Raw genomic sequence first — 14,044 nt, 5'->3', positions numbered from 1 at the left:
TGCGTTCTTGTCTGATGCTATTATACCATTGATTATGGCTCTGTTTCATGGTATAGAAATTAGATGAGACCGTTGCTGCTGAAGACGGTCATACGGGAAAAACCCAGTAATGGCGCGGGTTTTGGGGCGTGGTTTAAGGCAGCGGTCTTGAAAACCGCCGTGTCCGCAAGGGCACCGTGGGTTCGAATCCCACCCTCTCCGCCAAGAATCCTAGTCGTGACGCGGCTTCCCGGTTCTCGCCGGGGAGCCGCTTTTTCGTTCCACCCACACCTGCGCCCATGACGTGGGGATCCCGGGTACAGCCGTGAAACCATGGATCCCCGGTTGCACCACATACTGAAGCAACGGATAGCCAATCGGCACAATCACCGCGTCCTGTATGATTTTTGTGCTGACCTTTTGGTACAGTTCCGCCCGCCGTTGTCGACTGGCCGACGACTCTGCCGCGGCCAGCCAATGATCGATTTGTGCCCGATGGTACTGTGTCGGGTTTAGTACCGGCGGATTGTCCGATTGGAACAATCCCAGAAAGTCGTCCGCGCCTGGCAGGTCTTCGCGCCATCCCTCAAAAAAGACCCCCGCTTGGCCTGTCTCCTGAGCGCGCAGGAACTCCGGGAAGGAAACACGGCGCTGCTTGACCGCAAAGCCTGCCTCAGTGAGCATTTGCCCGATTTTCTTGACAACCATGGACTGTCCGTCCCCGCTGGACGACCACAGGCTCACCTGGACACGGTGCCCGTGCCCAGACCGTTGTACGAGCGCCTTGGCCTTCTTGAGGTCAAACGGCAGAAGCTTGGCGATGACCCCCTCTTGGCCTGCCGTCTCCGGCGGCAGGAGACCGGTCGCGGCTGTCAAAGACCCGCTAGCCCGGGCGAGGGCGGTCCTGTCCACGGAGTAAGCTATCGCCCGGCGAACATCCACGTCCGTGAACGGCTTCTTCTTCACATTCATTCCCAGGTACCAGATCGTGTCCCCAGGCTTGACCGCAGCACCGGACCGCAAAGTCGGCTGGGATGTCAACCTCCGCCAAGAAGCGGGGGAGATGCGGTTGTCTGCCAACAGGCTTGGGGAAATCCACGCGACCAACCCTTGTTCACAATCGATGGCAGCCAGGTCCGGATTCTGCACTGGGTGCAGAACCACCTCCTGCAAATAGGGCAGGTGACCCCCCCACTGGTCCGTGCGCCAATAATGGGGGTTGCGGTAAAACACCCAGCGCTTTGCGCTCATACGAACCGGCTGAAACGGCCCGCTCCCCATCTGCAGCCCCATCGCGTGGCCCAAGCTGGGCCTGCCCGCGTCATCCACAGCGGACAAAAACGGTAAGGCCAAGACCTTGAGAAAGTCAGCCTGCGGCTTGGATAGGCGAAACACCAAAGTGTAGGGAGATGGCACTTTCACCCCGGCAATGGACTTGGCTTTGCCGTTGTAAAACGCGGGCGCCCCGTCAATGGAGAAGAAAAAACTAGGAGCTGGACAAGGGTAGGGCTTCAACTTCCGGTTGAGGACGCGTTTCAATTCGTCGACGAATGACTGCGCCGTGACCGCGTCGCCGTTCCAGAATCGCATTCCTTTGCGCAGGTGAAATGTGTAGGTCCGCCCGTCCTTCGAGACGGTCCAGGACTGCGCGGCCATAGGAATCACCTTGCGCGAATCGGCATCATAGGTGACCAATTGGTCATAGAGCTGGTGCACCAACGGCTGCGATACCGGATCGAAGGCACTGGCTGGATCCAAATCGACCTTGTTTGCCAGCACATCGAGTGAGATGGACCCACCCGCCCGCGGCCGTGTCGACGAGGCGGACGCCTTCACAACCACGGTGGATTGCCTGTCTGTTTTGGCGGCACCGCTTGGTACCTGATGCCGCGCGTAACCGACGACAGCCACCACGGCCGCAGCCACGACGGAGCTGGTCACCCACCATCCTTTCGCTGCCCGTTTCATGGCACGCCCTCCCGACTTAGGGTCTCATGGCTACTCTATTAAACGCGGTGATAGATTATGACTCACCGCCCACTCGCGTGCCCAGGACGTCGATGCATAAATGCCATCGCGGGCGGCTATGCTACCGGCCATGATACGACCGAGACTGCGTGCTATGATGCTCGTGGCAACGGTGGTTGCAGGCATGGTGGGCTGGGGCCGGGCGACAGAGGCGCAGGCCCATCCATACGCGGAACGCCGCAACGTCGAGGCGGCCGTGGCGGCGTTTGCGTCCATCCGGGACACTGACGTCGATTCCACCCCACATCAGACACTGGACAATTTCATTTTGACCGCCTACGCTCTGGACCCGGCGTCGACCGGGAAGCGTCCGGGAACACGCGGCTTTGGCATCACCGCCAGCGGCACCCGGGCGGCGGCATTCCGGACGATTGCCGTCGATCCGTCCGTGATCCCGATAGGGAGTTATGTGTACATCGAGGGGATTGGCTGGCGCGTCGCCGAAGATACGGGAGGAGCCATACGCGGCCGACACATCGACGTCCTGCTGCCATCCACCCAAGAAGCGGTCCGTTTTGGGGTGCGCCGCCATGTGCGCGTGTACATACTGCCGCCTACAAACATCAAATCGGGATAAGGCATATTCCCTCACAGGCCTCGTTCGCGTGTTATATAGGCTCGCATCTGCTCGACGTACTCAAGCAGCATCGGGCTGTACTCCCGCGCTGCCTGCTCCACTCGCTGCGGCTCCAGGACAAGATAATGGCGGACCAGCTCTTGCCGCAGGTCCAAGGCACCGGTGAAGCGCTCAAACCATTCCCGCTTGAGCACCCCCTCTTCTATCAATACACGCAGGATGTCCGCATATCCGCCCGGTTCCCGCATGACCAACGCGTCAATCAACTCATTGGCGGCGTCGGTCACGCATTCTATCCCCACATGCAGGGCCCGCTCCGCGGCCCACCGCGTCTCCGGCTGTTCACTCCAGCCCGCCGGCCGTTCGGACAACTGCTCGAGCCATTGGGCGCGTTCTGCCACCGCTTGCAGACACTGCTCAATCCGAGCCAGCGATGCATCCGTAAGAAACACTGCGTATCCCTCCGCTCCTGTATCCCGCGGCGGTGGACGCCACGGCATCATCCAGTCTATGCCGATCCTCCAGAAGTTCCATCCATATCAGTTTTCTCAGGACTGCCGTTACAGTATAATAGCGATAGTGGGCGAACGAATACCAGGATTGTGCCACCTCTGCCGGGAGTCCATAGAGGTCGTGACTGATGATGGTCGCAAGACCCATTCTGTATCGTACCCATGATCTCGGGAGCCGCGCAAGCGGATCGGCTGCCTCAAAGCGTGGACGCAGTCGGTTGTAGAGTGTGCGCGTGAGGTCATGGGTTTTTGCCACGCCGTCGGGATGCACCATGAAGGTGGAAGGCAGAGTCAGTCTGGAGGAGTGAAAGACAAAATGTTGGAGCAACTTTCGTGGAAAGTTGGCGGTCAACAAGGAGAAGGCGTGGAGAGTACCGGCGAGACGTTCGCCATTGCGCTAAACCGCCAGGGGTATTATGTGTATTCATTCCGTCATTTTTCGTCTCGCATCAAAGGCGGTCATTCCAACGACAAGGTCCGCGTCAGCCTCAAACAATATCGGGCGATAGCCGATTATACCGACGTTTTGTTGGCATTCGACCAGGAGAGCATTGACGTGAACGCCCACGAGGTGCGACAAGGCGGCGTCGTGATCGCCGACAGCAAATTCAATCCCACTGCCCCGGATCACGTGCGGTTGTTCTCCATCCCGTTAACCAAGATAGCTGAAGAATGCGGATCGGCGATCATGAAGAACATGGTCTCTCTTGGGGCTTCCGCCTGTCTGCTCGGTCTGCCCATCGAGATCTTTCGGGAAGTGGTGGAAGAGCGGTTCCTGCGCAAAGGCCAGCGGATCGTCGATCAAAACATGGAGGCCATCTCCCGCGGATTTAATCATATGAAGGAATTGGGTGGTGCTGACCCCGAGTTTGCCCTGCGTCCGGCGGATGGTACGAGGCGACTGTTCATGATGGGCAACGAGGCGCTCGGGCTTGGCGCCTTGGCGGCGGGAGCGCGCGTGATGCCGGCCTATCCCATCACACCGGCTTCCGATGTCATGGAGTATCTGATTAAACAGTTCCCGAAGGTGGGCGGTGTGGTCGTTCAAACAGAGGATGAGATTGCGGCCATCAACATGACCATTGGAGCCGCCTATGGCGGGGCTCGGGCTTTGACCTGCACGGCCGGCCCCGGTCTGTCCTTGATGATGGAGGCGATAGGCCTGGCCGGGATGACGGAAACCCCGGTCGTCATCATTGACACGCAGCGCGGTGGACCGTCCACGGGCCTGCCGACCAAGCAGGAGCAATCCGATATGTTGGCCGCGTTGTTTGGCACACACGGGGAAATCCCGAAAATTGTCCTCAATCCCGCGACCACCGAAGAGTGTTTCACCGTCGTCGGCAAGGCGTTCAACCTCGCGGAACGGTATCAATGCCCCGTCATCATCATGACGGACCTGCAGCTGTCCCTGAGCAAACAGACGACCGAGCCGCTGCGCCTGGAGGACGTGGTCATCGACCGCGGCGCGGTGGCCGATGAAGCAGACCTGGCAGCCGCCGCGGGTGGCGAGTTTCCCCGCTATCGATTGACCGACAGCGGTGTGTCCAAGCGTGTGTTCCCAGGCACCAAAGGCGGCCTGCACCATGTTACAGGCGTGGAACACATGGAGACAGGACGCCCGAACGAGACGGCCGGCAACCGCAAACAGATGATGGAGAAGCGCATGCGCAAGTTGCAGGGTGTAGAAATCGAAGACAGTGTCGTGAGGACCGGTGACGAATCCCCGGACATCGCCATTGTGGGCATCGGATCGAACATCGGGGCGATTGCCGAGGCCAAGGAGTGGCTGCAGCGGGACGGACTTAAGGTGGCACATGTGCACATCCACGCCATCCTCCCGTTCCCGAAGCGCCAGCTTCAGGAAGCCTTATCCGGCGCCAAGCAGGTCGTGGTGGTTGAGAACAACGCGACAGCGCAGCTTCGCCACCTCATGTCCTTCTTCGGAGTGGACTGCCCGCATGCGCAAAGCTTTCTCAAGTACAACGGACAGGCCATTCTACCGGTGGAGATCTACGAATTCTGCAAGGAGATGAACTGAAGTGGCAACGGTAAAAGACTTCCGTAACAACGTCCGGCCCAACTGGTGCCCGGGATGCGGCGATTTTTCTGTGCAAGCATCCATACAGCGCGCCCTGGCGGGCCTGGGCAAGGAGCCGCATGAGGTGGCGATTGTATCCGGCATCGGCTGCTCGGGGCGTATCTCCGGATACATCAACACCTACGGATTCCACGGCGTGCATGGGCGGGCCCTGCCCGCGGCGCAAGGACTCAAGCTCGCCAACCGCCATCTGACGGTCATCGCCGCCGGCGGCGACGGCGACGGGTTTGGCATCGGCCTCAACCACTTCATGCATGCCGTCCGCCGCAACATGGACATCACCTACATTGTCATGGACAACCAGATCTACGGGTTGACCAAGGGGCAGCACTCCCCCACCAGTGCGCACGGCTTTGAGGCGAAGACGACCCCGCAGGGCAACATCGAGAACGCCATCATCCCCACGCAGGTGGCGCTGGGCGCCGGTATCGGATTTTTGGCGCAGGGCTTTTCCAGCGACGTGAATCAATTGGTTCAACTGATTGAACAGGCGATTCAATACCGGGGATTTGCCTTGGTCAACGTATTCAGCCCCTGCGTCACGTACAACAAGATCAACACCTACGACTGGTTCCGCGAGCATGTGTACAACCTCGACCAGGTGCCGGATTACGATCCGACCGACCGCGCGGCAGCCATGCAGATGGTCGTGAAGACGGGAGGATTGGCCACGGGATTGATTTACCGGGATGACTCGCGGGTGCCTTACGAGGATCAGATCCCGGGCTACCCTGAGCAGGCGTTGGTCGAGGAGGAGCTCGCCCTGAGCGAAGAGATTTTCCAGAATGCGTTGAAGCAGTTCGCGTGACCGTGATGCGGCAGGCAGGGTGGGCGTCTATTCATCCGCCCGCCCTGTTTTCTCCGATAAGCCAGGGTGCGAGGCCCCGCGAGGGTCTGTCAAATCGGACTCATAAGTGATGAGACGGGCTCTGAGAAGCGGAAATAACTGTGTATACACACAGTCCTTCAAGACGGGACTGACGGCTCGGTCTCGCCGGAGCCGCTGAGGCTCGGGCAGCTTGCCCAGCCGCACCGCCATCGTCTCGCTGGTATCCGGTCTGGCTCGCCACTGGCGGACCTCAGCCCAATAGACCCATTTGTACCACGGACCTCCGGTCGGTTGTGGGATTTGGTACTCGGCCAACCAAGTCAATTTCTCGATGACCGCTCCAGATTCTTCCCACGTCTCGCGCCGAGCCGCCGCATCGGCAGACTCGCCCGGTTCACACTTGCCGCCCGGCACCTCCCAGCCCCGCTGCGGGTGCTGAACCCAGACTATGGAGCCCTGGTACACTGGGAAGACCAACACCGAATGTGGACTTCTCACAGAGGGGCTGTCCAGTCGGAGCCCGGCGGCCTGGCGCCAGGTTGGATCTGTGTGCGGCACGGCCATCGCTTCCTTTCGTGATCACGAGGAGGCGGCGCTGCCAGAGGTTGTCGCCGCTGGACGCAGCGCTTCATCCACACTCTCACCGAGGAGGAGAACAGTCATGACACCCATCCCGGATGAGGCATTCCGCTCCGTCGCTGTACCCGATAACACATTCCTGCGGCGCAAGGAATCGTACGAATACACGACAGCGGACAACATCTACGACATTGAATTGTTCGCCAACCAAGACGGAACCTACTACGCCATCGGAATGCCACGCGAGGGCGGGCGTCTGGTGGTGTATGGAAGCCGCGTGCTGCCGTCGGCCCATGAAGCATTGCAGGAATTACTCGACAAAATCCACCGACAGGCCTAGACGGGCGCGCAACGAAAGAACGCCAAAACGGCCTTACCACCACTTGCCAAACACAATCCCTATGACCACGCCGATGGCTGCACCCACCAGAACCTCACGGGGTTCATGACCCAGGATTTCCTTCAGCCGCTCACCTTCGGACGTCGCAGAAGGTTCCAGGTTGATCCCCGAGCGGGCAATCTCCATCGCCAGGCGATTCAACAGCACCGCGTGTTCACCCGCGTGGCGGCGGATGCCACCGGCATCGTACATGACAATTGCGGTGAACACGACCGCCGTTGCGAACACAGGTGAGGACGGCCCCACCACATAGGCCAACGTGGTGGTCAAGGCTGCCACGCCGGCAGCGTGGGCACTGGGCATGCCTCCCGCGTCCACAGCCTTGTGCAAGTTCCACTGCCGGTGCTGCAGATACTCTATCGGAACCTTCAGCGCCTGGGCCAACACGATTGCGCTGATGGCCGCCATCAACGGAGCATTCTGCCATAATCCAATTAGGAAGTTTTGTATATTCTCGCTCATAGCCTCAACTCAATCGTTTTGAATCAATCCCTCTGTCGCTTTGTCCAGGCGTTTCACCAGTTCTACCAAGGCGTGCGGAGGCTTGGAGCCCATAGACCCCGGCGCTCGCCCTTGCGGGTCTGGATGCGCACGTTTTGTTCAAAGCCGGATACCCCATGCTCGCCGCACACGGCTCGAACCATGTCGATGCGCGCCGTTTTACTCAATCTGAATCGTCATCTGATTCGTCCTCCCCACACCGGCGCCCGGACGGACACCTACCATCATCCTACCACACCGCGTCGCCCGCTACGACCGCCGTGAAGTGATGACCCATGCACCACGGAGACGATTTCCCCATATCATAACAATGCCTCACCGATTGACGAAGTCCGCCAGGCAGGAGGTAGAGCGACTTGATACACGTGGCCCCGCTGTTCCTAGACGACTGCGCCTTTATACAGATTGAGGTCCAACTGCCAAAGACCAACCTGCTGGTTATCCAATGCGAACAAGGATACGTGATGTGTGGGGCCTTGGACATACGTTTGCTGCGCGAGCGACTCGCGTCCCGGAACATCGTGGCAGCGAGAGCCATCGGCGTACGCACGCTGGATGAACTGCTGCATGGGCAGGTGGAATCGTGCACGCAGGCGGCCGAATCGCTCGGCATCACGGCCGGGATGCCGATACGGGAAGCTCTTTTGCGCATGCACAGAGCAGCACTGTAGTTTCGTCCGGCGGTACCCTCAAGCGCGTGACGCATCAGCGGCTGCGCAGTTGATCCAGGCGAATAGCCCGTTTGTGAATCGTATGTGCCCATTTTCGGTTGCCTTTGGTGAAATAGGCTTGTAGAACCACGGGACCCCACGTCCACAGAAAGAACGGCAGGATGATGAGACCAAAATAAGCCCGCCAATTGACCCGTTCCAGCAGCAGGGCCAAAGGCATCTGCAGGTACAGAAACACGTTCACGCCGACCCAAAACTGAGTGGGCAGCAAAGACGTCACATGGGACAACGGCGTGGTATGCGGCGTGATCTGCAACAACATCATCAGTGATGTCAAAAACAGGATGAGAAACCGCATGGGCTGGAACAAATAGATACCCGCGTCAATCTTCGCAAAGTTGCGCTCACGAATACCCGCCTTAATCAACGGCCACATGTGCTGGCGTGCGCAATGAAAGTGGCCCTGCATCCACCGCAGCCGCTGCCTTGCGGAAGCAAGAATCGTTGTGGGCTTTTCGTCGTACACCTTGGCATCGTGATCCCATATGGGCAGAATGCCACGCTCCACGCAGCGTACGCCGAATTCCAAATCCTCGGTCAAGCCGGTGGCTCCCCAACCCATCTCGCGTAGCAGACCTACGTCGATACACAGCCCCGTCCCCCCCAGCGAACAGGAAAGTCCCAGGTTTTGGCGGGCATTCTGCCACATCCGGTTGCTGAACCAGTAGGAGATGGCCATGGACACGCTGACCCATGTGTCAAACGGATTCTTCACCCCTAAATAACCCTGAATCACCTTATGGCCCTCACACAACCGCTGGTTCATGCGGCGCAAAAAGTCGCGGGCCACCAGATTATCGGCATCGACCATCACAACCGCATCATATTGAACAGGCCCTTCCCACAACCGTTCCAACATCCATTCAATCGCGTATCCCTTGCCTCGATTCTCTTCGTGGTGCCGGACATGCACCAGGGCTCCATGCCGCTCCGCGACCTCACGGGTGTGATCCGTACAATGATCCGCTATCACATGTATGTCAACCAACCGCCGAGGGTAGTCTTGATCCATTAAGCTATCGACGAGTGGGCCTATCACACGCTCTTCATTGTGGGCCGGAATGATAACCGCAAAGCGCTTCTGCGGATGAAACGTAATGGGCCGCTTGCGATGCCACACACCAAACAATGAAGTCAGGATTTGATATACGCCAATAACGCCCGTGAACAGCTGCATCAATAAGTACAAAGTATTCAATAGAATGTGCACCAGGGACACGGTCTTATCCCTCAGCTTTCCTGTAGGATGACCCACGCTACCTCATTTTGCGGGGATTCGGCCTCGCTGTCAACGAACGCGGGCCACACCCTGCCCCCGCCCCGTCCTCATCTTTCACAGTTTTGTTTCATTCATGTATGATGGTGCCGAAACGCTCGACTCCCGTTCCCGGTATGCTTAAGGACAGAGGGCCTTGGACAACGTTACCACGCACGAGCACGATTTAGAGGAGGCGCCGGATGATCTCACAACTTGACGGTTTCGTAACCCACTACGGCTTGTCCGCCATTTTCGTCCTCATGACCCTGGAAAGTCTGTGCATTCCCATTTCCAGCGAAGTCGTCATGTCCTTCGCCGGGTACCTTGTCTACAGAGGCCACCTGCCGCTCATGGGCGTCATCGCCATCGCGACCCTCGCCAACCTAATCGGCAGTTGGCTGGCTTACATCATCGGCGCCCATGGAGGCCGAGCGTTGATCCTCAGGTGGGGCCGCTACATTCTGCTCAGTGAGAGTCATCTCCAGCGGGCAGAAAGGTGGTTTGCCCGGCACGGAAACCTGTCCGTCTTTGTCGGGCGGGTACTCCCCGGCGTGCGCACCTTCATCTCGCTGCCGGCTGGCATCGGACGCATGCCGTTGGCACGGTTCTTCGTATTTTCCGCCATCGGGTCTTGCATCTGGAACACAGCGCTCACCGTGTTCGGATACCAGCTCGGCAAACATTGGGAACTCGTGGACACCTACCTCAAGCCGTTGACCGTCCTCGGTGCCGTGGTGCTCATCGCTTGCGTGCTCTGGTACTGGTTCGGCCGCAGTAGGACTGCCCGTCGACACTCCGCTCGCCAGACGGGACATCGACCGTGATGGTCGGATTTGCTCCACACCCAGGCAGAACGTCTCAGGTCGGCATGTCCAGACCCAGGATGGACCGCACCCGCATGCACATCGGGTCCTGTCCCCCTATCATCTCTTTCGGTAAAAACAATCGATATTCCATATCTGGAACCAGGGAACGGACGATGCGCGACTGCCGGCTCAGCTCGGTCACCGCCCCGGTCGGTTCCAGGAGGGCAATGCCCTCGCCAGGATAGAGGTATCCAGCGACGGCCGATTGTCTGCCGCAAATATAATAGTCGGGGTGAAATCCCAAAGCGCGCGCCGCCGTCCGCAGCGCCGCCCACTGTTCGGGCGTCGGCTCGCTGCGTACCACCGCCGCGAACAACTGACGGTTCAAAAACCGGCTGGACAAGTCCGCCAGGATGACGTCGTCCGCATGGGACCACAGACGAAAGGCGTACAGCAGCGTCGATTCGTCCATGGCCATGTAATCGGCGACCGAAACCTCCTGTTCCCCTTCCCCGAGCAGAACGATAAACTCCCGCGGGATGTCCGCCAACCGGCCCTCCTGCCACAGCTCCGAAGCCCGGCGTAAAATTTGCCCCACCAGCACATCACTACCCACAGTCACCGGGTGCAGATAGACCTGGGTGTACATAAAATAGCGGGCAAAAATGTATTGCTCGGCAGTGTGCAGCCCACTCGCCTTCAACAACACCTGCCCGTCCCGCAGCGTCAAGGAACGAATCAATCGAGCCAGCTCAAAACGCCCGTAGGAAACCCCCGTCATAAGTGCGTCCCGCAACAGATAATCCATCCTGTCCACGTCCAACTGGCTGCTAATAAGCTGCTGGATATACGCGTGCTGCCCCGATTTTTGCAGGATGCCCACAAGGTCATTCGCAAACTGGGTATCGACGCTGGACAGCACCGACTGCAGCTCCGGGTCCTCCAGCAGAATGCGGCGCGTCCAATGCTCATGATGCACCGGAAAAATGGTTTCAAAAGTGTGCGAGAACGGGCCATGCCCGATGTCATGGAGCAAAGCGGCGGCCAAGGCGAGTTTCCGGTCACGCTCCTCGCCCGGCCAACCGCATTCCTCCTGCAGGTACCGCAGGACCCGGCGCATGGTTTCGTACGCGCCCAGCGAGTGGGTGAAGCGGCTGTGTTCGGCACCGTGAAACGTCAAATAGGATGTGCCGAGCTGCCGGATGCGGCGCAGCCGCTGCACCGCCGCGGTATTGATGAGCCGCCAAATCCACGGGTCTTCGACGAGGATTTCGTCGTGGACCGGATCTTTCAACACCTTCACAAACCGAGACAGGCGCGTCCACCCCCCGATGAAAAAAAGGCCCGTAAACCGGGCCCTGAATGCGGTCGTCAGGCACAACTGCCAGGCTGCCCCGCCTCTGTGGCAGTCCGGAAGCTGGAGCCACAACCGCAAATCGAAGTCGCATTCGGGTTTTCAATCCGAAATCCTTGTCCGCTAAAGTCATCAACGAAATCCACCTGGGAGCCGTCAATGAGGCGTGCACTGTCTTTGTCGACGGCCACCTGAATGCCCTGAATCTCATACACCAAGTCGTTCGGCTGAGGTTGATCCAGCGCCATCCCATAGCTGAATCCTGTGCACCCGCCGGGCTTCACGAAAATGCGCAGGGTGTGCTCGTCCGGCCCCGTGTCCGCCATCAACTCACGCAGCTTGCCCACAGCGGCATCCGTCAAGGTCACCATGACTGCATACCTCCCTGTCGCCCCCATTATACCCCCAATTCGCGGACGAAAGCGAGAACCTCGTCCGCATGCCCGTCCACCTTCACCTTCGGGTACACCTTGGCGATGCGCCCGTCGCTGTCGATGACGAAGGTGGTGCGCTCGATGCCAAACACCTTCTTGCCAAACATGTGCTTTTCCTTCAGCACGCCATAGGCTGCGCACACCGCGCCATCTGCGTCCGACAAGAGCGGCATCGGCAGCGCATGCTTTTCCGCGAAGCGCTCATGGGAACGCAGCGAATCCCGGGAGATGCCGTACACGGCGGCGCCAGCGGCCGCAAACTCCGTGGCCAGGTCGCGGAACGAACACGCCTCCTGCGTGCAACCAGGTGTCTGATCCTTCGGATAGAAAAACAAGACAACCTTTTTCCCTCTCAGATTCGACAGCGTGACCGACTCCCCGGTATGGGAAGGAAGGGTAAAATCGGGAGCCACATCCCCGACCTGTACATCGGCCATCGAGCTTACACCTCCCGCACGACTTTGATGAACCGGATCTCCGGGTCATCCGGGCCTTGGACCGGCAGCCCCGCCCTCAGGTTTTCTTCAATATAGTCGATGTTGTCCTGCGTGATCACCTCACCGGGCAACAACACCGGGATCCCCGGCGGATACACCATGATCATCTCGGCAATCGTCCGTCCGACCGCCTCAGCCAGTGGAACCACCTCGGTCGGCGCGTAAAACGCGGCCCGCGGAGACATTTTCAATTGCGGCAGCGAAGGCACCTGAACCTTGAGAGCTGAATGCGGCTTCTGGCTGCACCCTTGGGCAATCTGTGACAGGGCATCCACCAACTTGTCGATGTCCTCCTCCGTGTCACCCCAGGATATGATACACAGGATGTTATACAGGTCGCTCAGTTCCACTTCAATATTGAACTGTTCGCGCAGCATGCGCTCCACATCATAGCCGCGCAGGCCCAGGTCCTTGACGCAGATGGTCAATTTTGTGGGATCCATCGCATAGGTCGCGCTGCCGCGCAAGATCTCTCCGCCGACACAGTAGACCCCAGGGATTCCGGCCAACCGCCGCCGCGCGTAACGAGCAAGCTGTAGAGCGCGCTCCACCCGTTCGCGTCCGTGCAGGGCCAGCTGTTTGCGTGCCGCATCCAAGGAGGCCAGCAGCAAGTAGGAAGTGGAAGTTGTTGTCAACATGCTGAAGATCACCTGCACGTGCCTGGGGTCTACCAGGCCCTCGCGGACATTGAGCACACTCGACTGGGTCATCGATCCACCCAGCTTGTGCACGCTGGTGGCGGCCATGTCCGCCCCCGCCTGCATGGCCGAGGGAGGAAGGCTCTCGTGAAAGTGTACGTGCACACCGTGCGCCTCGTCGACCAGCACAGGAATGCCCCGTTCATGCGCCAGCTCCACAATCCGCACGAGGTCTGCCGCCACGCCAAAATAAGTCGGATTGATGACCAGGAGCGCCTTGGCCTCCGGATGATTGACCAGCGCCTGCTCCACAGTTTCCACCGACACCCCGTGCGCGATACCCAAGTCGGCGTCGACCTCGGGAGCCAAGAACACCGGCCGCGCGTCGGCCAGCATGATGGCGGTCAGGACGGACTTGTGCACGTTGCGCGGCACCAAGATCACGTCTCCTGGGCCAACCACGGATAAAACCATGGTCATGATGGCCGTACTCGTGCCTTGTACCGAAAAGAATGTCGCGTCGGCCCCAAACGCCTCGGCGGCCAGCTCCTGCGCTTGGCGAATTGCGCCTGTCGGGTGATGGAGGTCGTCCAACGGCGCGATATTGATCAGGTCCAAGGACAAGGCGCGTTCTCCAAGAAACTGCTGAAACCGCGATTCCATGCCGCGTCCTTGCTTGTGACCTGGAATATGAAACTGAACTGGGTGCCTCTGGATATGCTCCAACAACGCATCAAACAGTGGTGTCTGGTCTTGGTCGAGACGCCCTGCCCGCGACTCGGGTGTGTCCTTGACAGAGGCCACCGCTGCGCCGATGTCC

The 14,044-nt window shown here is 59.3% G+C and carries 15 protein-coding genes; 6 read left to right on the top strand and 9 right to left on the bottom strand.

The window, feature by feature from the left end:
• Positions 1-210: 210 nt before the first annotated feature.
• Positions 211-1,947, bottom strand: a complete 1,737-nt coding sequence (locus AK2_RS05150; protein ID WP_067932072.1) for an ABC transporter substrate-binding protein — start codon at positions 1,945-1,947, stop codon at positions 211-213.
• Between the two features lie 130 nt (positions 1,948-2,077).
• Between AK2_RS05150 and AK2_RS17615 the strand changes: the two genes are divergently transcribed.
• Complete coding sequence (locus AK2_RS17615; protein ID WP_281180619.1) at positions 2,078-2,584, top strand: 3D domain-containing protein; 507 nt, start codon at positions 2,078-2,080, stop codon at positions 2,582-2,584.
• An 11-nt stretch (positions 2,585-2,595) separates the two neighbouring features.
• Here AK2_RS17615 and AK2_RS05140 read toward each other — a convergent pair whose 3' ends face one another.
• Positions 2,596-3,036, bottom strand: coding sequence for a DUF86 domain-containing protein (locus AK2_RS05140; RefSeq protein ID WP_067932070.1), 441 nt, complete (start codon positions 3,034-3,036; stop codon positions 2,596-2,598).
• 376 nt (positions 3,037-3,412) lie between these two features.
• Between AK2_RS05140 and AK2_RS05135 the strand changes: the two genes are divergently transcribed.
• On the top strand, positions 3,413-5,137 hold the full coding sequence (locus AK2_RS05135; protein ID WP_067932065.1) for a 2-oxoacid:acceptor oxidoreductase subunit alpha: 1,725 nt from the start codon (positions 3,413-3,415) through the stop codon (positions 5,135-5,137).
• Position 5,138: 1 nt separating this feature from the next.
• Positions 5,139-6,005, top strand: coding sequence for a 2-oxoacid:ferredoxin oxidoreductase subunit beta (locus tag AK2_RS05130; protein WP_067932063.1), 867 nt, complete (start codon positions 5,139-5,141; stop codon positions 6,003-6,005).
• 27 nt (positions 6,006-6,032) lie between these two features.
• Here AK2_RS05130 and AK2_RS05125 read toward each other — a convergent pair whose 3' ends face one another.
• Positions 6,033-6,584, bottom strand: a complete 552-nt coding sequence (locus AK2_RS05125) for an NUDIX domain-containing protein (RefSeq protein ID WP_067932059.1) — start codon at positions 6,582-6,584, stop codon at positions 6,033-6,035.
• A 103-nt stretch (positions 6,585-6,687) separates the two neighbouring features.
• Between AK2_RS05125 and AK2_RS05120 the strand changes: the two genes are divergently transcribed.
• Positions 6,688-6,945, top strand: a complete 258-nt coding sequence (locus tag AK2_RS05120) for a hypothetical protein (RefSeq protein ID WP_067932058.1) — start codon at positions 6,688-6,690, stop codon at positions 6,943-6,945.
• A 33-nt stretch (positions 6,946-6,978) separates the two neighbouring features.
• Here the strand turns inward: AK2_RS05120 and AK2_RS05115 are convergent, their stop codons facing one another.
• On the bottom strand, positions 6,979-7,467 hold the full coding sequence (locus AK2_RS05115; protein ID WP_067932057.1) for a divergent PAP2 family protein: 489 nt from the start codon (positions 7,465-7,467) through the stop codon (positions 6,979-6,981).
• Between the two features lie 395 nt (positions 7,468-7,862).
• Between AK2_RS05115 and AK2_RS05110 the strand changes: the two genes are divergently transcribed.
• Positions 7,863-8,177, top strand: a complete 315-nt coding sequence (locus AK2_RS05110; RefSeq protein WP_067932056.1) for a YunC family protein — start codon at positions 7,863-7,865, stop codon at positions 8,175-8,177.
• Between the two features lie 34 nt (positions 8,178-8,211).
• Here the strand turns inward: AK2_RS05110 and AK2_RS05105 are convergent, their stop codons facing one another.
• The gene (locus AK2_RS05105; protein WP_067932054.1) at positions 8,212-9,456 is read right to left on the bottom strand and encodes a glycosyltransferase family 2 protein; all 1,245 of its coding nucleotides are present in this window, start codon (positions 9,454-9,456) and stop codon (positions 8,212-8,214) included.
• Between the two features lie 239 nt (positions 9,457-9,695).
• Here AK2_RS05105 and AK2_RS05100 point away from each other — a divergent pair, with 239 nt between their 5' ends.
• Positions 9,696-10,319 carry a DedA family protein gene (locus AK2_RS05100; RefSeq protein WP_157076233.1) on the top strand — a complete coding sequence of 208 codons (624 nt, stop codon included), beginning with the start codon at positions 9,696-9,698 and terminating at the stop codon, positions 10,317-10,319.
• Between the two features lie 34 nt (positions 10,320-10,353).
• On the opposite strand, the gene AK2_RS05095 is transcribed toward AK2_RS05100, so the two are convergent.
• From AK2_RS05095 to AK2_RS05080, 4 genes are all read right to left on the bottom strand, one after another.
• Positions 10,354-11,598, bottom strand: a complete 1,245-nt coding sequence (locus AK2_RS05095; protein WP_245632781.1) for an HD domain-containing protein — start codon at positions 11,596-11,598, stop codon at positions 10,354-10,356.
• 74 nt (positions 11,599-11,672) lie between these two features.
• The gene (locus tag AK2_RS05090) at positions 11,673-12,026 is read right to left on the bottom strand and encodes a HesB/IscA family protein (protein WP_067932052.1); all 354 of its coding nucleotides are present in this window, start codon (positions 12,024-12,026) and stop codon (positions 11,673-11,675) included.
• A gap of 26 nt (positions 12,027-12,052) precedes the next feature.
• Positions 12,053-12,526, bottom strand: coding sequence for a thioredoxin-dependent thiol peroxidase (gene bcp, locus AK2_RS05085; RefSeq protein ID WP_067932050.1), 474 nt, complete (start codon positions 12,524-12,526; stop codon positions 12,053-12,055).
• 5 nt (positions 12,527-12,531) lie between these two features.
• Positions 12,532-14,040: an aminotransferase class I/II-fold pyridoxal phosphate-dependent enzyme gene (locus AK2_RS05080; RefSeq protein WP_281180621.1), complete on the bottom strand. Its 1,509-nt coding sequence runs from the start codon at positions 14,038-14,040 to the stop codon at positions 12,532-12,534.
• Between the last annotated feature and the right edge of the window lie 4 nt (positions 14,041-14,044).

Source organism: Alicyclobacillus kakegawensis NBRC 103104 (assembly GCF_001552655.1).
Classification (GTDB): Bacteria; Bacillota; Bacilli; order Alicyclobacillales; family Alicyclobacillaceae; genus Alicyclobacillus_G; species Alicyclobacillus_G kakegawensis.
This window is presented reverse-complemented; position numbering and strand designations above follow the sequence as displayed.

Bases quoted from the DNA above. Each gene is read 5' to 3' on its own strand.
- AK2_RS05150 (WP_067932072.1), bottom strand. From the start codon at position 1,947: ATGAAACGGGCAGCGAAAGGATGGTGGGTGACCAGCTCCGTCGTGGCT.
- AK2_RS17615 (WP_281180619.1), top strand. From the start codon at position 2,078: ATGATACGACCGAGACTGCGTGCTATGATGCTCGTGGCAACGGTGGTT.
- AK2_RS05135 (WP_067932065.1), top strand. From the start codon at position 3,413: ATGTTGGAGCAACTTTCGTGGAAAGTTGGCGGTCAACAAGGAGAAGGC.
- AK2_RS05120 (WP_067932058.1), top strand. From the start codon at position 6,688: ATGACACCCATCCCGGATGAGGCATTCCGCTCCGTCGCTGTACCCGAT.
- AK2_RS05115 (WP_067932057.1), bottom strand. From the start codon at position 7,467: ATGAGCGAGAATATACAAAACTTCCTAATTGGATTATGGCAGAATGCT.
- AK2_RS05100 (WP_157076233.1), top strand. From the start codon at position 9,696: ATGATCTCACAACTTGACGGTTTCGTAACCCACTACGGCTTGTCCGCC.
- AK2_RS05090 (WP_067932052.1), bottom strand. From the start codon at position 12,026: ATGGTGACCTTGACGGATGCCGCTGTGGGCAAGCTGCGTGAGTTGATG.
- bcp (WP_067932050.1), bottom strand. From the start codon at position 12,526: ATGGCCGATGTACAGGTCGGGGATGTGGCTCCCGATTTTACCCTTCCT.